Below are 17,866 nucleotides of genomic sequence, written 5' to 3' on the forward strand. Positions count from 1 at the left end.
TTGGCTGGTTAGGTGAATCCGTTATTAAACTGGATTGTTCGCTGAACCTCCTCCAAAGATGAATTTTTAGAGGAGCAACGACAAGATATGTTCGCTTCTTTTACCGAACACGTCAATAGAATTTCTGCCTTATTTCTTCTTCAATCTGAGCAGGATATTCTCTGGGCTGATCTTCCCACTACGACCTACCCTGGCTAGCTCTTCGAAAACCGGTCCCCAACCCGGATCATTTTCAAGTAACGATCTGAGTTCCGAGAGCTTGGAACGCATATCTAGCTTCCTGATTTCAGTTGCGGCAACTCCAAGTTCGCCAGCCAAGCGCTCAAGTACCGCTGTTGATGGATAGCCTTGCGCCGTTTCTAGTTCGCTTAGGAACGAGGGGGAAATTCCCACCCTGCGGGCAAGCTCCCGCAAAGAGATACCCTTCTTTTTCCGAAGATCTCGGATTTTTTCTCCCAGTCCCATCGTCTTCATGCCGCCATTAGTGATGCTGGAGCCGTCGAGTTCAAGGATCAACACCGCGCCTGAAATGGCCATTCCTCAGCACGGGAAATACACACTTTCCGGTTTTCGCTCGGCGGTGCTTTTGCACCCCCTCCCCTACCCGCACCACAACATCTGAATCATGAACTACGAAAACCATACCACGCCCAAGAAACCCCGGAACGGAAACATCGCTGTCAGATACTCGATGAGAAGAATCAGCCGGGGAACTTCAAGGCTCTCCATTGAATCCAATCATAGGCTTGATCCGGCACGAAAACCCGAAGTCTGGCGTTTCTTTCTGGATCAAGCGAATATTGCAAATATGCACCGAGGCGCATGTTTGGGCAAGGAAGCTGGAAAACCCTGCGCTTTGATCGTCTTGGTCAGGCGGAACGATGTGATCTGCACACGGGAAAATATCGTCGGAGCCATCGACCCCAAATGGAACTACTACCGCATAGGAAATCACTTCGAGTTAATTCCGATGGAGTTCCCAAATCGCTGCCATTCGAGAAAGGAGATCGGAGTGATTCTTACGAACCGCGACTTGCGGGAGCCCTACGAGATGGAGGTTTCGGACTACGATCTGGAGAAGTTTTTTAGTCAACGTCATCCGCATTGGCTGCACGCAATAGCACGCCGACAGATCTTCCACTGGGAACAAAATAAGCCCAAGAATTTCTTCCGATTCGCCCCTTCCGAAGCTGCTGGAAAAGATATAGGTCGCTGTGTGACAAAGGCCCCTTGCGCGGCTCTTGCACGATTCCAGGATAGGCTGAGTGCCAACCAACTCGCGCACTGCCTGCCCCGAGCCCCTGCGGCAGCCGTTATCTACGCCTTCGAGAAAATCCCAGTCGAAAAAAGAAGAATTTATCTGCTAGATTACGCAAAAGAAGCCCTCTTGCACTCTGCTTCGCGGATGTCGGACGAAGAGCTTGGGTTTTGCGCCTCCTTGGACATGTTTACTGCATTTCGTTGCCGAATAAGAATGGGTCCCGAGCGCCGTGCGTTACTACTAGCATATTCTTATTTGATCATCCAATTCGAAAACAATGGTACCTCACTGGCTTCTCTCCAGAGTGAAATCCGTGCATCGATAACGGAATTTCCCGCACAGTGGCGCGCTTCTGATCCCGGTGGCTTTCTATCAATTTTCGAAGGCCTGTCGGAATACGTAAGCATGAGCCTGGATACCGAAACAATGACGAAACTTATGCGCAAGACTGGAGGTGCCGACCGACTAGAAATCGCTCAGTTGATCGCATCAAAGATTTAAATCCACTGCCGCTGTGCTCCCCAACCCGAAAAATATCCCATGCCTTACCACCTTAGAGAACATCTATTCCCTACCGGCGAACTGCTTATATCAGATTCGGTCACGACCAAAGGGATCAAATACCTACCATTTCTCCGCCGTCACTTATCGGGAGACTGGGGCGACGTCGACCAATACACCTCGGATAGCAATCATCAGTCACTGAAAGAAGGCAACGAAATATTATCTCAATATTCCTTGCAGGATATCGGCATCACTGAGGATCTACTGACGATTGTTTCCGCATCAGATCGGGAATACACAGTGGTTTTCTTCCCCAACGATCCATGCTGATATGGATTAATCAATCAACTTTCCACTCACAGTTCATCTCAAGTTCAATTCACACAAGAGGACTCTATAGAATCGTTGTAGTGGGCCTTTTCTAAAATTGAAGTAGTCTCACTTCGAAAGTTTCCATTATTAATGAATATAACCAAACTTATCCGTCTGACGATGCCGCGCAATGAAGAGCAAAGTCATGATGAGGGCGAAATTTCTCCCCGGCGGCTCTTTCACATGCCGCTCCCCTCTGCGAGGGGTAGCCCCCTAGATACCCAGCCGGCGAGGCTACCCCCAAGCTTCACTGCGTTGCCAGCCTAGGTGGATCCCCCTTCCTCTTTCGGCGATCATGGCGCGCGATCACGGCCACTAATATAGGAGGTTTTCCGAGTTGCGGGATCGCTTGGCGCTGGGTCCCCGTTTCCCCCGCGCCCCCTGCCTTGTCCCTTCAAAAAAATGTTTTTGAAGAGCCTGCGCGAGAGGCTAACGGGGGGCCGCCCACCGCAAAGCGCTTTCCTCACTCGTTTTTTAGACTGCCACAAGCCGCAGAGAGACCTTGTCCTAAGATAGGGGCACTTTAGGTTTGAATATTGCCCTATGCGTTTTTATCCAGAGCGACGAGACTTTGAGCGCAGACTCCATCTCCTTGGACAAATCGAGATCGCCTTCGAGTTGGGCATGCTCGCATCAGAGTCAGGCGCTTCTCTTTCGGTCTGCCTTGCCACCTCCATGATTACCCAGCGTAGTCACATGGCATACCTGTGGTCCACTGGAGCCAAGCCCACATGAACTGCCTTCGCGGCCTCAAACTCCCCGACAGCGCCCACAACATCGTCCTCTGGAACAACCTCACCCTCATCGACTTACACATAAGACGTGTCGAACGCATCGAGATCGGAATGCTCCCTTGGTACAGGACTCTCGTCGACCACAAAACCATTAGCCTTAGCCCACTCCGCGAGCGTTGATCGATAGTTCTCCTTCCCGTCGTGCTCAACAACGATTGTGGCAGCCATCGACCTTAAATGCGTTGTCTTGCCATTAATCGTCGTGGTAGAAAAACGCCCGTGGTAAAACACTACGGCTACACCTTCGGTATTTGTTGTGATCGTCTTGCCAAGCGTCTCTGGCAGGACTTTGGTCTGACGTTCTGGATCAAGCTCTGTCTCGGTGTATTCCCTTAAGTCATCTAGGCGCACTTCTGCCCCAGCTACTGGCGTTCCTGAGATTGAGTCGATAACTTGAACCAGTATCGGAAAAAATCCTGAGCCGTCGGCTAATATAGCCGCTCTAGAAATGCTAGCAGCGACGATAAATGCGAGAATGATGATCTTCATGGATTTCCTGCCCAACGTTATAGGAATGGCGCGCCGGGGTAAATCCCGAATTTAATCAGACGGCTTCCTCGGCGTCGCCATCTCCGCCTTGTTCGCCTTCTTCATTTCCATTGTTTGTGGCCGGATCGAATGTCCCAGTAGGTGTATGAGTCGCTCATGCTCAGACGCGGCAAGGAAAGTGTGTCTGTATGCTCATCCAAGCTTGATCTTTCGTTGAATATCACGAATACGTCGCTCTTTGTATCCAGCGTGAAAAATTGCTCGGCACTATTGTCGATCCATCCATAGACGTATGCTCCAGATACGTCCGCATTGTCTTCTGAGGCAACTGCAGGTGAACTGGCGACCCTAGGGGCAGGAACGATACGCGGAGCCTCAGCATACGATATAATAGGTGATAAAAATAGGCAGACGTTTGCGAATAGAAGTGATGGTTTCATAAGGTCAGGTTGGTCGGATTACGTGCAGGATTAATTCAGGGAATGGATAAGTTTTCTTTGCTTTAATCAGACGGCTTCCTCGGCGTCGCCATCTCCGACTTGTTATCCTTCTTTGGTTTCGAGCTTAAATACCCAGCCGTATCCGATCTTATATGGAACCTTCTCTACAGTGATCTTGTAAGTTGCGGCATCAATCACCTTACCCTTGGCTGGATCAATCTCCTTCAATATCTCTTCCGGCGCTTCTATCCCGAGATCGCGTGCCAAAAGTTCTACAACTTCGCGAAACTTCGTTATTGTGGGCGCAGTTCCATCTGGGTTGAAGCAGTCTGCGGTAACTCTGACGAATTCGATATATTCCTTCTCGCCGCTGAAAAAACAACTGATGTCATTATCGATGTCGCCTACCTTCTTCAGTTGGCCGTTATGTGTCCTGATTGTAGTGTGACTCAGCCAGCCCAGCTCTGTCTCACGCCATAGAAGCGGCTTATCGCTAATCGGCTTGAAGCCTGCCTTGAGGGGGATCTTGATGCACTCCTCCGGTGAACGAAATGGCTTGAAAGCAGCTTCCGCCACCAAGGAAGGAGTCAGGAAAACGAAAGATAGTGCGGCGATTGCCAGATTTACGAAGGTCTTCATTTCTTTGGATAACGTTATAGGAATGGCGGCGCCGGGGCAAAGCTCAAAATTGATCAGACGGCTTCCTCGGCGTCGCCATCTCCGACTTGTTCTGCTTCTTATATTTCGTTGTTATTCGAAATGGAAATTATTGAGCTTACCCCCTGGCGCGGACGAATCGACTCGAATCAGAATATTTGGTTCTTCGTGGTCGCCCAGTTGACTCAACTTCCAAATAAAGACAATGTCGTCAAGCGTCTTGGTTGTGCTGCCCGTCGACTTCAGGTAATAACCTTTGAGTAGAACTGGACGCAAAGTTGTCATCATCTCACGGAACTTCTTCTCTGAAATATTCTTCGCAAGATCTTCAGTTCCGTGCGAAAGAAATGATTCGTAATCTCCTGCTGCTATTGAAGTCAGGATACCGTTCAAGAGCATATGGTCTCTAATCTTCGCTTGTGCGCTAAGTGTCGTAGCTAGAAATCCAAGTGACAGTATGATAGCGATTATTGTTTTCATTCGGGTTTAGTATGTTAAGCGATTTCGAGGTGTTGCCACGGGTGTAGGGCGAGTCGTAACAGATATTTTCTTGCAGAACGTTATAGGAGTGGCGGCGCCGGTGGGAAGCCCCAAATTTAATCAAACGGCTTCCTCAGCGTCGCCATCTCCGACTTGTTCTGCTTGTCTTTTTGCATCACCAGCCGACTTTGAATAACTTGAAAACCACGTCTTTTGGATTGTTCGCAACCTGAATGATTAGGGCTCCTTCGGCCGTCTTGCTCACATCTCCAATGTCTATTCCAGAGCTGGAAACAAACAATGTGTCATCCTTGATGTAAACTGTTGGCGTATGGGACGTCACCAGACCAATGCCCTTCTCATCAGTAGGCTCCACGAATGTCCACTTCACGAGTATAGGTTTGAATCCTTCGATCTGCTTGTATCCGTCTCCCGCCAAGTCTCTTGCCTGATCGGGGCGCAACTCTACGAAAAGATTCTCTTTACGACCCTGCTCGTAGAGGAAGAGGGCGATTCTGGCCTTATTCGCGAGCGGGATCGAAATCTTTGCGTACTCAAGCTGGGTTGCGCCTTCCGGTATCCTCAAACGATTGTAGTAGGATGGCTCTGCTGCGAAACAAAGCCCTGCTGTCACTAAAAATGCGATGATCGGTTTGGTCTTCATCTCTCTGCAGAACGTCATAGGAATGGCGCGCCGGTGTAAAGCCCGAATATAATCAGACAGCTTCCTCGGCGTCGCCATCTCCGACTTGTTAGCATTCTTATTTATTTGTCAGCGATCTTTTCGGTTAGCCAGGCCGTAGTTTTGTCTCTGATTTCAATTGGTAGTCGATTGTCCTCGGTTCTGGCGCGGAACCAGTCGTCTAGGTCTAAGGCGAGCTTATATGCAACTCTCTCAGCTAAGTAAGAACTCTTACGCGTGCCAAAATTCTCCCATCTGAAGCTGGTTCTCACATGCTTCTCATCAACATCCGCATACACATAGATTTTTTGATTATTGGATTCCTTGCGCTCGAACCGAAACCGCTTCAAACCCTTGCTATCGTCTCCAACCCATGAATCCACGGTAGAAGGGGAATCTATACTAGCAAATCCAACTTTTTGTAGATGCTCTGAAAAATCTGTGAAGATGGCTGCGGAGGTAGTTTCCTCCCGTGCATGAAACTCCGGACCGTAAAACGTCGCGGATGCCGATAGTAGCTGCGCCCTCCAGAAAAGAGCCGCCAATATCGCAACAAGCGCTAAAAGTAGGATTATAGATACGGGTTGTTTCACGGGTTTATTTTTCTTGCTAACGTCATAGGAATGGCGCGCCGGTGTAAAGATCCAAATTAATCAGACGGCTTCCTCGGCGTCGCCATCTCCGACTTGTTCTCTATCTTTTCGATTAGTTGGCTAGCTCTATTCGTGTGGAATCATTCTGAAATATTACTCCTGAATCTGTGAACTCTATCTTCCAGTTGTCTTCCATCTTCCCACTAGTCACGACAACACCCTTATCTTGGTCAAAGTGGATGTAGTCATGTCCCCATGGGGACGTTCGGAGGCCTATCGGAATGAAAACGGACTCACGCCCAAACGCTACGCCAAACCAATTGTAACGTGCTGCTGGATCACCTGTAAAATGAACGTAATATGACCCAAATGGAAAGAGCTTGTAGAGCTTCGCATCGATAGGCGAACCATCAAGCGTGGCTGTTACCGAATAGGAATCTGACGGTAGTAGAGGGCGGACAAGCATGAACGACCCAATCGCTGCAATCAACATTACCACGATGACTGTGATCGCTGAAATCTTGATTCGCCGAACGAGAGTCTTCATTTCTTTAGAGAACGTTATAGGAATGGCGTCGTCGGTGTAAAGCTCTGATTTAATCAGACGGATTCCTCGGCGTCGCCATCTCCGCCTTGTTCGGCTTTTTTATTTTTCGGCCTGAATCTATAAGTCGACCGCGATGTGACGACTAGTATGGAAGTATTGGCCTGGAAAATTCCTCCCACGTCACAACAGGAAATCCAAGTTCGGTCAAATAGTCGGTGAAAACATAAATCCTCACGCAATACACTGTGAGAATTATGCAGAATCCAGTAGTTATCCACTTCGCAGGTTGCTTCGGGGATTGTATCGTCTCAACGATGGCTACAATAAGAAAGGCGCACGCTACTAAGGTGCATACGTCGGCTAGTCCTAGTCTGCCTAGCACGGCACCCCTCCACATGGTTGCCAACCCAGACACCGTGGTCGTAGTTAACAGATAGGCCTCTAAAAGCCGAAGAATTAGGGTGGCTCCCAAGACTGCTAAAAACAGCGGGGTAAACACCCAAGCCGTGGTTGGTTTAGCGCGTAGTATCTTACGTCCCATTTATTTACCGAACGCCATAGGAATGGCGCGCCGGGGTCAACTTCCAATTTGATCAGACGGATTCCTCGGCGTCGCCATCTCCGACTTGTTCGGTTCTTTTTCTATCTTACGAGCCTGATCTAACCATATATTCAATTTCTTGCTAAGCGGCTTCGCTGAGTGAGTTCCAAAAGCGATATTGGGAAAGAATTCTATTTCAGAATTGGAGTGCGTGGTGACGATAATAAGCTGCAAGCCGTTCCAGATTCCTGAGTCCGTGATGTTCAATATCTCCTGCCGGCCGATATCGCACCGCTTGTGATCAACAGTGTAGGTTAATCTATGTTCATTGAGAAAAACATTCGTGGCCAATGATCTACAGCGCTTCCTGTAGAAGAAATAGAAAGCGATTGCGTAAATGCCAAAAATCACGATCAAGATTGGAACCTGAAGGTATCCTTGACCTTGCTTTAGGAGTAGACCATCCGAGGCAAAGGAAAGTCCCACAAGTCCCAATCCATTGTTGCGGGCGAAGTCCTGCCATACCTTCTGCTCAATTAGTGCCTTGGCGCTACCATACCGGGGCACAGCACCAAGACTGCCTGTGGCTGCTTGACGAGCTTCAAATAGAAAAGATCAGCCCGCTTCATTCCATTAGGAGGAATCGCGGACAATTTTTCAACATCCCCGTCTCCCATACAATGGAAAGACCCGCACATTATCATCAGCCCAATCAGCCCTAATATTTTCATCTAAGTGCTCATCCTCCCCAAAATCTTACCTCACCGCTCGGAGCTTTTTATTCTATAACCCCGTATCTCGAATATATTGCATTTTTGCGATAGAAATCTTGGGGGAAATTGCGTTTTATTAAAATGTTTATGATTTGGTAGGCTGTCAATACAGTAATAAGTTAACGCAACTCGTCAATTCTTCGATCCAAAGCATCTAGTAATTTAGAATATTCTAGCCGCTTTTCTTTTGCAATAAGTGGAAGTTCTTTTTCTAAAACTTTTACCGCAGCCGCTCTTAGATCTCGATACTCGTTGCTTCTTTTAATTTGTTCCTCTCTGACCCTATTTCTTTTCTCATACATTTTGATTACTTCTTCGTCCTCAGGTATTTCTTCCAGTTCATGCAACAAAGGGATTTTTTCGGGTTTAGTTTGATATCCGTCTATTTCCACAATTTTATTAAAAGCGAAAGCAACTTTCTGAAGCGGTGTATCTTTAGATTGCACGGTCTTTTCGAAGTCTTTGACTACAGAAATCACTCTCATATTTTCGGCAGCAAACTGGTCAACTACTTCTTGAGCGACCATCGACATACTCAAAAACGCAACAGCTACAAGTAGCGGTAAAATACAACTTTTCCTCATGTGGTATATAATACTTTTTGACATACTTTTATCTGGTTACTGAATCGGTCATTCCGCCTTTGGTGTGAGTCAGAGTTACTCCATTCAACTTCCAAATTAATCAGACGGCTTCCTCGGCGTCGCCATCTCCGCCTTGTTCTGCTTTTTTATTGTCTCCTCTACCCAAGATAGCCACTTGTCACGCACATCCTTCTCACCATGTGTGCGGATGATCAGCTCAAAGCTCTTCCGATGGTATGGCGCATCGGGAAAAATTAAATAACTAGTGCCAACTGTGAATGTCGGGTGAATCAGGCAGTCCGTATCATGATGCATTCGGCCTGAATTGTCCTCCCAAAACTTAGCATCTTGATGGAAATCGAAGTCTTGAAGTTCGCCTTCCCACATCATCGCGTCGCCTGTCAGCGTAAATGATGCGGCGGGTTTACCTTTCAAAGCTCGCATAGTCGAAAATGTGTAGATTACTTCGCCGGTCTCATCTGATAGTTCAGCCTTCACAACGCGTGCCAAAACGATTGTCGTCGAGCGCTCTACTAATTCTTCTGCTGGCACTACCTGTTCAGCAGGTGTTGCGAAACAAGCTAGAATGTGGCTTGAGCTCCGAATCCATATCGAACCGACCTGCAGTCTCAACAGAGAATTGGCTGATAGATTTGTATGGTATCGAGTGATACTCGACCTTCTTCCCAGTGATCCCTTGCTTGTCCGCAAGAATCAACCTGCATTGCGTGAAGACAAAGAGATCTCTAACTACCTTGAAGGCTCCGGTTATCTCCTCTCCCTCAATTAGAATCGGTGCGAATTCAGCCGCTAGCTTTTGCGGGTCGATTTGTGATGCTGTGCCAAATATGGCTCCTACTAATCCCATGGTTTCGTTTTTGTGAGTTTCTTGCCTAACGCCCTAGGAATGGCGGCATCTGAAACCAATGAAACTATCCCAAAACCCTGACACCCACTGACTCCAAAAATGATCAGGCGGCGCTCTTAGGCTCGCCATCTCCGCCTTGTTGTGCGGGATTACGAGTGCTACGCCTGACTCTAAAACGCCAGTGGTTCAACATGATCGCAGCTGGAATCAAGAAGGAGGAATATCGCGTGCCTGGTAAGTGGATAAACTCCCGCATCTACGGCAAGGAATATGATGTGGTGGAGTTCAAGAATGGCTACGGCGCGACCGTCCCAACGATGATCGTGGAATACAAAGGTCGCAAACTTAGCACGGGAAATGCGGCTTGGGGCGCGCAATCAGGGCAGGTCTATCACACCCTAAAACTCGGCAAGGTGCTTTCTTTGCACAACGTCATAGGAATGGCGCGCCGAGTAAAAGCTCGAATTTAATCAGACGGCGGGTTCGGCGTCGCCATCTCCGGCTTGTTCGTCTTTTTTCTTTCAATCGGCTCTCTTCTCGGTGGCTTTACCTCAACCTTCCGTCTGCTCGGCGGCGGCTCTACCACCGCCTGATTTGTTTTTGTGGTCATTACGAGGCTGAACCACTGCTCGGGACCTAAACCAATCGACCCTTTGGAAATAAACCACGCTCCACCGGAGATCATGCCTTCGCCTTGTGGCTGACCCTGGAATACTTTTGTAACAAACTAATGGTCTGGCTTACCGCTTGGAGGCATCGTAAATGAAATAGAGCCAACTTCTCCCCCGTCTAAAGTATCAAAGTAGATCAACACCGAATTGTCTTCATACTCGAGCAAGGCCTTATCTCCATCATACCGTATCTTAGCAGCCCAAGTGAAAATGGGATTTCTGCTCTTATTCGTGGGATTCTTGGCAGCCGTGACTATCTGGTAGTCCCCCGCCGGAAGCACTTGCTTAAGGATGGCGCTGGTTGTTTTTGTCGTGTCGTCCGCAAAGACTACGATCTGAGACAAAAGGTAGATGCTGATTAGTCTATATATTTTCACGGGATTTTCTGGTTGGTATTTTTTTGCCGAACGTTATAGGAATGGCGGCGCCGGGGCAAAGCTCAAAATTGATCAGACGGCTTCCTCGGCGTCGCCATCTCCGCCTTGTTAGGCTTCTTGGTTTATTCGCTGGGAGTGTGGACGAGCAATATGGGGTCTAGAGGCTGCTGGAGTTCCTCAATTAGCTCCGGATCCATGTATTGGAACCTATCTTCGATTCCTAGGACATGTAGCTCTTTGTATTCGAGCTCCTGGCGAAATTCAGCCCGAATTCGCTCAGAATGCTTCTCTTCCATGACGATAATCAGATCTGACCAACGCACATCACCCACGGATAACTTGTGCTTGGCCTTGCTGCTCGTCCCCGCTGACCGAACGTTCAGGAGTGGATGGCTGGAATAGATCTTCTCTGCAGTCGGACTTCGCCATTTGTTCATCGTGCATACGAAAAGCACGTTGAGGATCTCTGTCTCCAGTTGCTCACGCTCATTGAGGCGTGGGTAGTCGAAACCAAGCTGCTGCGCCCGGCGAACCTTGACGCTTCTCGTGTAGAGGTGTCGCCACTTCTTCTCACGCGGCCATTGGTCATCTTTCATTATTTGCCTAACGTTATAGGAATGGCGGCGCCGGGGAAAAGCTCAAATTGATCAGACTGCTTCCTCGGCGTCGCCATCTCCGCCTTGTTCGCCTTCTTTATTTGGTTTGGATTCGCAGAGCATTGCGGGTGCTCCAGATGGATCGATTGCCAGGCAAAATCTCTGGCCTTCCCAGTTGAAATTCATCTTCATCTGCGTATGAATTGTGCCTCCTGACGATTCGATCTTTGAAACGCTCTGATCGAAATCTTCAACATCAAGATAAGGTAGCCAGCCAGGCACCCAGTTCGGGAAAACCCCAGCGTCACAAATCCCCAGAATATTCTCGTTCCCATCTTTAATGAAATATGAGGTGTGATCTTCGTCTTCTTGCAGTGGTTCACGAACGAATCCGAATACACGCTCATAGAAGAGCGAGGTTTCGTCAGGCTTGGCGACAATCATGTCGAGCCAGTTGATGCGTCTGATCTTGTTCATGTTTTCTTTGGCGAACGTCATAGGAATGGCGCGCCGGTGTAAAGCTCGGATTTAATCAGACGGCTTCCTCGGCGTCGCCATCTCCGACTTGTTCGCCATTGTTTTCTTATTCGGTTGCCTTGTTCTCTAAGCTAATCTCATCACATAGAAGTAGATAATGCTGCCTAGGCCAAAAACCAGCGGAAAGTAGAAATCTAATACGAGCTTGATGATACCAAGTGACTTTGTAGCACCATGGGAAACGCTCTTGTCTGTGTGTCCGCTCTCAAGCTCGAACTGCCTAGCATGAAAGCCTTCTTCGTCATCAGGTGGTGACATGGAATTCACCGCATCGATTCCTCTGGCGAGTGAATATCGATTGGAGACAATGCGACTTCGACACCAGTCACTCGCTAAATGAACTGCAAAACTAATAAAACTGTAGAAAAGCAGGACAAATAACGCCAGTTCTATCACGCTTGGCGTTAAACCAGGAAAGCGGAAACCGAAAACGCTTGCCTCTTCCGGGATGACGCCAGTGAAGCCAACAAGGCAGCATAAGGTAGCGAAAATAAAGAGGGTCTTCTTTGTTGCGCGGGTGACCGAACTTAGAGGATCGGACAAGAGATCATATGCGGCCTTCTGAGTATCGTTGCTCATGATCCTAAATTTCTTCGGCGAACGTCATAGGAATGGCGCGCCGGTGTCAAGATCCAATTTAATCAGACGGATTCCTCGGCGTCGCCATCTCCGACTTGTTAGCCTTTTTCATTGCTTGGATTTGCCAGTCTTTATCGCTTAGCAATTTCGAGTTTCACAACGGGCATTTCGTAGATCTTCGCATCCTTGTAGGTCTGTTCGATTGTATTCTGTGCCTCCTCAATAGTCATACCGTCAACCTTGACTGATCCAATAAACGGAAAGTTGATCAGTCCCTTCGAAGAAACAGGGTAAATGCCATCGATCTTCTGCTTCTCAGGCTTCGCAATATTCTGCATCTCGACCTGGACTTGTTGCCCCGGTTCGATCTTAGCTGCCGCGTCTTCGTCTGGCTGAGCATGAACTGCACAGGCTAGGGAGAACGTGGTAGCAATGCTAAAGGCATATAGGTTGAGTTTCATTTTCTTGGCTAACGTTATAGCAGAGCCGCGCCGGTGGAAACTCCCAATTTGATCAGACGGCGGGTTCGGCGTCGGCTCCTACGCCTTGTTAGGCATTGTTTGGATCAGTCTTTTTGTGGCATTCTAAGAACGCTTTAAATTCCGTGTCCTCAAGATTAAACAGGTCGAAGCCAACCCGTTCGAAACCGTCCTCCTTTGCTTCGATCACCTTGCCCCTGCCACCCTGTGCCTCTGTGATTTCCATCTGCAACACGTACAAAAGCTGCATAAACCTCATATCAGGACACTTCTTCCAGATGTTTTCAATTAGTTCGAGGATCTCGTCGATTCGTTCTGGTGGTCTCACAGCTATTTATTTTCAGCCTAACGTCTAAGGAATGGCGGCGCCGGAGTGAAGCTCAAATTTAATCAGACGGCTTCCTCGGCGTCGCCATCTCCGGCTTGTTCGGTTCTTTTATTATCTTAAAGCCATTATCGAGGAGGACGTTGATTCCGGCAATCTGTTGATGCTCTCGGTCGTATCCAAGGATCTCGATTGAGCCGTCAACAATTCGTAGCCTCATCCAATCCCCAAGATGTACTCCATAGGGTTTATATGTCTCCTCGATTTCGGCCTGAGTGGATGTGGACGATAAACCAAGAGTCTTAAGTAACTTCTCACTCATCGGGTATGACTTCGTGTAGTAATCCTCCTCGATCCATGCAACCTCCTCCATCCGAAGGAGACCGGGACTTGCTGAAAGCCGCCTCTTAGTTGCGTCGCCTAAATATCTCAAAGCTGTAATAAACGAGACATCTTTGACTTTGAAGCTCACCAGCGGTGGCTGTTCATGACGCATCACATCAGGCGGGTTGTAATCTGTCGTCCCCACTGGGAATGGCCAATTAGGATGTTGCTTGCTCCATTCTTGTTGAACCTGGTTCAGCGCTTCTTCAAAAGTCGCCTTCTCTAGGACCAGCATTGCGATCTTACCCTCTCTGAGCGCATTTAGGGCTTCACGCTTCGAATTCTCTAACTGGGCTGAAACAATGCAAGTCATCGCAGCAAGAAGGACAGCGAGTAGGGATATCTTCATTTCTTGCCGAACGTCATAGGAATGGCGCGCCGGTGTAAAGCTCGAATTTAATCAGACGGCTTCCTCGGCGTCGCCATCTCCGCCTTGTTCGGCTTTTTGGATTCCTCTAGAAGCTTGTCGATAAGGTAAGCAGTAATGGCGAAAAGTGGACCTGAAATCAAGGCAATGATCCACCATGCATTCCTAAATCCTGTGTCACCCAGCTATATGAATAGTGGGTATAATGTGAATCCTGCAAAGAGTGCGATTCCCACTAACACACGCCTCCGTATATGACGATCTGAAATGGAAGCCGATAAACTACCCATTAAGACTGAATACGCTAGACCCGGAGATAAGAATATAAAAGATGCAAAAATAGCACTCATCAATCCCAAGAATAGCATCCCAGGGAGCGTATCCTCAGGCCTGCCTTCATGGAGAGTGATGTTGGCGGCCATCACCATACCAAAGATGAAACCACCAAAAAACGTAGGAATAATAAAATTCCCAAGGAATGTGAAAAAGATTCGCATGATCATGATGACCTATTTCTTGCCGAACGTTATAGGAATGGCGCGCCGGTGAGAAGCTCAAATTTAATTAGACGGATTCCTCGGCGTCGCCATCTCCGACTTGTTCGGTTTCTTTTTTATCTGCAATGGCGCGGATGGAGTTATAGGTCAATCGAAGCATCCATTGACACGGATCGACCGATTCCGCCTATCAGCAATGATCCACGACGGTTCGTTGCCTTAATACGGCTGAGCGGCAACTCAATACCGTCCACTGTAACTTGCTGGCCTCGGAATCCCCAACCTCGAACTGCATAAGGTGCCGCAACACGACTTCCACCCTTCAGTTTGAGCGATTGTCTTACTGTCTGGCCTGGAAGAACCGTTATCTCGACGTTCTGTATTCCAATTACGTGCGTCTTCGGATTCTCTTCTTGAATCGACCATTCGATGTCCACATCGAATCGACTTTGCGTGCGAAGAAAAGGTATGCAGAGCATCGCGATAATCGCGAGGCCGCTCAGCTTCTTGAATATACTCATCTTCAATTTCTTACCGAACGTTAGAGTATAGGCGGCGCCCGGGGAAAGCCCCAATTTGATCAGACGGCCTCCTCGGCGTCGCCTACTACGCCTTCTTAGCCTTATTTCGTTGGGTGCATTTGATATTTGCAATGGCCTGTTGTCGCATTGATGTAGAAGAGCCATCTCGAGTCTGCATCCTTATAACAAAATAAACGATAGCCCTCCTTCGCATTAGCAAGCAGCTCATCGAGATCGATATAATCCTTCGTGCATTCACGAAGTTGCGACCTAAAGCCTGGAAAATCGTCGAGGTGCATTCTGAATTCTCCACTGGACTGATTCGAGTCCAAATCATTCTTGGTAACTATCTGCATTGTTGAAGGAGGGAGTATATCGGGCAGCCAGCCACGCTCGAACAGCTTGTCGCTGCGAGCTTCTGTCATATTGCCGTATCTGCTCTCAACGACATCGTCACAGGACGCCAGAACGAAGGACATCGCGATAATTGTGAAGAGTTCGAATCGTCGCATTTCTTTGGCTAACTTCATAGGAATGGCCGCCGGTGTAAAGCTCGAATTTAATCAGACGGCTTTCTCGGCGTCGCCATCTCCGCCTTGTTCTGCTCTTCTATTTTCTTTGCTTCGAGAATGCGCGCCTTGGCTGCTTCGAGCGCTCCTTCTCCCCAAACATCAACCTTGCTGTCATCCTCAATGTATTTGTCGGTGAATATTTCGCTAAACCAAACTGGATCCGGCTTACCGGCGTCGTCCTTGAAATGTTCCCTATTCCGATACCACAAATCAAGTATTGCGATATCAATCGTCTCCGATAAATGCAGAGTCTCTCGAATCGATCCCCTCCAATCCTTGGCTTTGGTATCGAATACCTTGTCCAGATTCAATTCTTGAATACCGTCCGACTTCTCTTCGGGCAGATAGCCAATCACATCCTGAATATAACTCTCGAAAAACAAGTATATAGGATTCTCCTTGTAGCGAGGTTGATCGAGGGTAGCCATTTTTTTGGGTTCTTGTTGCGCAACGCCAATAACTACGGAAAGGAGTAGTAGCACGATGGCGGTGTAAGTCTTCATTCCTTAGCAGAACGTTAAAGGAATGGCGGCGCCGGGGTGAAGCTCAAATTTAATCAGACGGCTTCCTCGGCGTCGCCATCTCCGCCTTGTTCGGCTTTTTTATTAGTTTTCTGTCTTTTTCGCGTTCTGTATTGCTATATCGATGTCATCGATCTTTCGCCATCCTTCGATGCCGACCAAGTCCTGAGGATCTGAAGGACTTTGAATCGCTTGGTTATCCAGAATCCAAGTCTCTCCGGTTTCGACGTTCATTTTGTATAGCTTGTGACTTGATGAATGTGGTGAAGCCAAAAGTTCGAACTTATTGTTGGATTTGTCACACCCAACAAGGAGTGAACAAGCAAGGATTATTGGAATGGTTATTTTCATATTTAGATTTCTTAGCCGAACGTTAGAGGAATGGCGGCGCCGGGATGAAGCTCAAATTTGATCAGACGGCTTCCTCGGCGTCGCCATCTCCGCCTTGTTCTGCTTCTTCATTTGATGGTTTGACTCTTCATCTTCTGGATACTTATCGATAATTGCTCGAAGAATCTTGCGCGTGCTCTTGGTGAACTTGTCTCTCCATCCCATCCAGCCACCATCAGCGAAGCACACCTCAAGATCTCCGCACTTCACCTTAACCCATCTATTCATCAGATCGAATCCGACAGTCCCGAACGATAAATCATCAACGCTATCCAAAACGAAATGGTCATAACGCCCGCAGAAGTCGATGTGATCTTCCGTGATAGTCAAGGTTCCAACGTCGCGGTAAGCCATTATGCTCCAAGGTCGGATTTTGGGACGATACCACACCTCGCGAAATATCTGCGGGGATGTGTCATATGATGAGTTTGGCATCGGTATTTTTCTTGCAGAACGTCATAGGAATGGCGCGCCGGGGTCAAGCTCAAATTTAATCAGACGGCTTCCTCGGCGTCGCCATCTCCGACTTGTTCTACCATCTTCTCTTCCGACTAACCCTGCCAGCCCGAATCTAGGATAAACACGAAAGAATCTAGCCGATCAACCCACGCCAATGCCCGCGAACGGAGACTCAGCGAAACCCGAGTGAATGCAAGCGAACGGTGACTCTACAAAACCCGCGCTAATACATACGAACGAAGACTCGGCGAAATCCGAGCCACGATTCGGAACTATCTGGACAATGTGAATAGGAAATTTCCTTGTAGAACGTTATAGGAATGGCGCGCCGGGGGAAAGCTCAAATTTAATCAGACGGCTTCCTCGGCGTCGCCATCTCCGCCTTGTTCGCTTTGTTTCAATTTTGGGAGTTATTGCTCTTTGGATTCGGGGAAATACTTGGTCTGGAGTTTGAATAGCAGGTCTATTACTAAAAATCCATCGGCACACGCTTTGAAGTCTTTGGCCTTCTTCAACTCGTCCTCGACAGCATAGCCCTCATTATAGGCTATTGTTCCCGGAGGACCAACACCGTAGATTACCTTAGTTGTCGTTACACCATCGGACACGATAACTATTTTGTTAACTGTCCCATCGTCAGCTTGCTGCCCGGTTTCGTCCTCAGCAATCTTTGCGATCAGGCGGCTCAAATATTCTATAACGTTCTTGGAATTCATCATCTTGAGGCTCTTAACCTTCTTATGCTCTCGATCGTTAATTGCTATTGTCTTCTTCTCAGAATCGATCGTTATTAGGTGGCCGTCTGTCCACCCGTGATCAAAGTCCCAGCTTAGTGTGTCCGCGGCCGCAATCGGGGAGAAAACGGTAGCTAGTGTAGAGAGTGCGATCAGTCTGATCATGTGAAATGGTGTTTTCAATTTGTTAGCGAACGTTATAGGAATGGCGGCGCCGGTGGAAAGCCCCAAATTTAATCAGACGGCTTCCTCGGCGTCGCCATCTCCGACTT

The 17,866-nt window shown here is 48.2% G+C and carries 27 protein-coding genes and 1 pseudogene; 4 read left to right on the plus strand and 24 right to left on the minus strand.

Annotated elements, in window-relative coordinates:
- Positions 1-129 precede the first annotated feature (129 nt).
- Positions 130-537 (minus strand): helix-turn-helix domain-containing protein, encoded by a 408-nt coding sequence (locus tag AAGA79_RS08490; RefSeq protein ID WP_411825364.1) that lies wholly within the window; start codon positions 535-537, stop codon positions 130-132.
- Between the two features lie 475 nt (positions 538-1,012).
- Between AAGA79_RS08490 and AAGA79_RS08495 the strand changes: the two genes are divergently transcribed.
- Positions 1,013-1,762 (plus strand): hypothetical protein, encoded by a 750-nt coding sequence (locus AAGA79_RS08495; RefSeq protein WP_411825365.1) that lies wholly within the window; start codon positions 1,013-1,015, stop codon positions 1,760-1,762.
- 39 nt (positions 1,763-1,801) lie between these two features.
- Entirely contained in the window at positions 1,802-2,095 is a 294-nt protein-coding gene (locus AAGA79_RS08500) for a methyltransferase (RefSeq protein ID WP_411825366.1), read from the plus strand.
- Positions 2,096-2,946: 851 nt separating this feature from the next.
- Here AAGA79_RS08500 and AAGA79_RS08505 read toward each other — a convergent pair.
- The 11 genes and pseudogenes from AAGA79_RS08505 to AAGA79_RS08555 all read right to left on the minus strand — a co-directional run.
- Positions 2,947-3,420 carry a hypothetical protein gene (locus tag AAGA79_RS08505; RefSeq protein ID WP_411825367.1) on the minus strand — a complete coding sequence of 158 codons (474 nt, stop codon included), beginning with the start codon at positions 3,418-3,420 and terminating at the stop codon, positions 2,947-2,949.
- A gap of 101 nt (positions 3,421-3,521) precedes the next feature.
- Positions 3,522-3,860: a hypothetical protein gene (locus AAGA79_RS08510; protein WP_411825368.1), complete on the minus strand. Its 339-nt coding sequence runs from the start codon at positions 3,858-3,860 to the stop codon at positions 3,522-3,524.
- Positions 3,861-3,962: 102 nt separating this feature from the next.
- Positions 3,963-4,499: a hypothetical protein gene (locus AAGA79_RS08515; protein WP_411825369.1), complete on the minus strand. Its 537-nt coding sequence runs from the start codon at positions 4,497-4,499 to the stop codon at positions 3,963-3,965.
- Positions 4,500-4,610: 111 nt separating this feature from the next.
- Complete coding sequence (locus tag AAGA79_RS08520) at positions 4,611-4,997, minus strand: hypothetical protein (protein ID WP_411825370.1); 387 nt, start codon at positions 4,995-4,997, stop codon at positions 4,611-4,613.
- Between the two features lie 175 nt (positions 4,998-5,172).
- A complete protein-coding gene (locus AAGA79_RS08525) occupies positions 5,173-5,661 on the minus strand; it encodes a hypothetical protein (RefSeq protein WP_411825371.1) in 489 nt (162 codons plus the stop codon).
- A gap of 101 nt (positions 5,662-5,762) precedes the next feature.
- Positions 5,763-6,272, minus strand: coding sequence for a hypothetical protein (locus AAGA79_RS08530; protein ID WP_411825372.1), 510 nt, complete (start codon positions 6,270-6,272; stop codon positions 5,763-5,765).
- A 112-nt stretch (positions 6,273-6,384) separates the two neighbouring features.
- On the minus strand, positions 6,385-6,819 hold the full coding sequence (locus tag AAGA79_RS08535) for a hypothetical protein (RefSeq protein ID WP_411825373.1): 435 nt from the start codon (positions 6,817-6,819) through the stop codon (positions 6,385-6,387).
- A gap of 577 nt (positions 6,820-7,396) precedes the next feature.
- Positions 7,397-7,927, minus strand: coding sequence for a hypothetical protein (locus AAGA79_RS08540; RefSeq protein ID WP_411825374.1), 531 nt, complete (start codon positions 7,925-7,927; stop codon positions 7,397-7,399).
- A gap of 325 nt (positions 7,928-8,252) precedes the next feature.
- Positions 8,253-8,741: a hypothetical protein gene (locus tag AAGA79_RS08545; RefSeq protein ID WP_411825375.1), complete on the minus strand. Its 489-nt coding sequence runs from the start codon at positions 8,739-8,741 to the stop codon at positions 8,253-8,255.
- A gap of 72 nt (positions 8,742-8,813) precedes the next feature.
- The gene (locus tag AAGA79_RS08550) at positions 8,814-9,269 is read right to left on the minus strand and encodes a hypothetical protein (RefSeq protein ID WP_411825376.1); all 456 of its coding nucleotides are present in this window, start codon (positions 9,267-9,269) and stop codon (positions 8,814-8,816) included.
- Positions 9,270-9,309: 40 nt separating this feature from the next.
- Positions 9,310-9,585 (minus strand): annotated as a pseudogene (locus tag AAGA79_RS08555) (PH domain-containing protein); the annotation flags it as partial.
- A gap of 155 nt (positions 9,586-9,740) precedes the next feature.
- Between AAGA79_RS08555 and AAGA79_RS08560 the strand changes: the two are divergent.
- Positions 9,741-10,055 (plus strand): ASCH domain-containing protein, encoded by a 315-nt coding sequence (locus AAGA79_RS08560; protein WP_411825377.1) that lies wholly within the window; start codon positions 9,741-9,743, stop codon positions 10,053-10,055.
- A 700-nt stretch (positions 10,056-10,755) separates the two neighbouring features.
- Here the strand turns inward: AAGA79_RS08560 and AAGA79_RS08565 are convergent.
- From AAGA79_RS08565 to AAGA79_RS08590, 6 genes are all read right to left on the minus strand, one after another.
- Entirely contained in the window at positions 10,756-11,229 is a 474-nt protein-coding gene (locus tag AAGA79_RS08565) for a low molecular weight protein tyrosine phosphatase family protein (RefSeq protein WP_411825378.1), read from the minus strand.
- 51 nt (positions 11,230-11,280) lie between these two features.
- On the minus strand, positions 11,281-11,706 hold the full coding sequence (locus AAGA79_RS08570) for a VOC family protein (protein ID WP_411825379.1): 426 nt from the start codon (positions 11,704-11,706) through the stop codon (positions 11,281-11,283).
- Positions 11,707-11,832: 126 nt separating this feature from the next.
- A complete protein-coding gene (locus tag AAGA79_RS08575) occupies positions 11,833-12,345 on the minus strand; it encodes a hypothetical protein (protein ID WP_411825380.1) in 513 nt (170 codons plus the stop codon).
- Positions 12,346-12,476: 131 nt separating this feature from the next.
- Positions 12,477-12,806, minus strand: a complete 330-nt coding sequence (locus AAGA79_RS08580; protein ID WP_411825381.1) for a polysaccharide biosynthesis/export family protein — start codon at positions 12,804-12,806, stop codon at positions 12,477-12,479.
- Positions 12,807-12,894: 88 nt separating this feature from the next.
- Positions 12,895-13,152 (minus strand): hypothetical protein, encoded by a 258-nt coding sequence (locus AAGA79_RS08585; protein WP_411825382.1) that lies wholly within the window; start codon positions 13,150-13,152, stop codon positions 12,895-12,897.
- Between the two features lie 58 nt (positions 13,153-13,210).
- Entirely contained in the window at positions 13,211-13,882 is a 672-nt protein-coding gene (locus AAGA79_RS08590) for a hypothetical protein (RefSeq protein ID WP_411825383.1), read from the minus strand.
- Between the two features lie 285 nt (positions 13,883-14,167).
- On the opposite strand from AAGA79_RS08590, the gene AAGA79_RS08595 reads away from it, so the two are divergent.
- Positions 14,168-14,449 carry a hypothetical protein gene (locus AAGA79_RS08595; protein ID WP_411825384.1) on the plus strand — a complete coding sequence of 94 codons (282 nt, stop codon included), beginning with the start codon at positions 14,168-14,170 and terminating at the stop codon, positions 14,447-14,449.
- An 88-nt stretch (positions 14,450-14,537) separates the two neighbouring features.
- On the opposite strand, the gene AAGA79_RS08600 is transcribed toward AAGA79_RS08595, so the two are convergent.
- The 6 genes from AAGA79_RS08600 to AAGA79_RS08625 all read right to left on the minus strand — a co-directional run bounded on the left by AAGA79_RS08600 (position 14,538) and on the right by AAGA79_RS08625 (position 17,759).
- Positions 14,538-14,918 (minus strand): hypothetical protein, encoded by a 381-nt coding sequence (locus tag AAGA79_RS08600; protein WP_411825385.1) that lies wholly within the window; start codon positions 14,916-14,918, stop codon positions 14,538-14,540.
- Positions 14,919-15,019: 101 nt separating this feature from the next.
- Positions 15,020-15,430 (minus strand): hypothetical protein, encoded by a 411-nt coding sequence (locus AAGA79_RS08605; RefSeq protein WP_411825386.1) that lies wholly within the window; start codon positions 15,428-15,430, stop codon positions 15,020-15,022.
- A gap of 47 nt (positions 15,431-15,477) precedes the next feature.
- The gene (locus AAGA79_RS08610) at positions 15,478-15,993 is read right to left on the minus strand and encodes a hypothetical protein (protein WP_411825387.1); all 516 of its coding nucleotides are present in this window, start codon (positions 15,991-15,993) and stop codon (positions 15,478-15,480) included.
- Between the two features lie 102 nt (positions 15,994-16,095).
- Entirely contained in the window at positions 16,096-16,245 is a 150-nt protein-coding gene (locus tag AAGA79_RS08615; protein WP_411825388.1) for a hypothetical protein, read from the minus strand.
- A gap of 168 nt (positions 16,246-16,413) precedes the next feature.
- The gene (locus AAGA79_RS08620) at positions 16,414-16,731 is read right to left on the minus strand and encodes a hypothetical protein (protein WP_411825389.1); all 318 of its coding nucleotides are present in this window, start codon (positions 16,729-16,731) and stop codon (positions 16,414-16,416) included.
- Positions 16,732-17,270: 539 nt separating this feature from the next.
- Positions 17,271-17,759, minus strand: coding sequence for a hypothetical protein (locus AAGA79_RS08625; RefSeq protein ID WP_411825390.1), 489 nt, complete (start codon positions 17,757-17,759; stop codon positions 17,271-17,273).
- Positions 17,760-17,866 lie beyond the last annotated feature (107 nt).

This window comes from Luteolibacter sp. AS25, assembly GCF_046736275.1.
Lineage (GTDB): Bacteria > Verrucomicrobiota > Verrucomicrobiia > Verrucomicrobiales > Akkermansiaceae > Luteolibacter.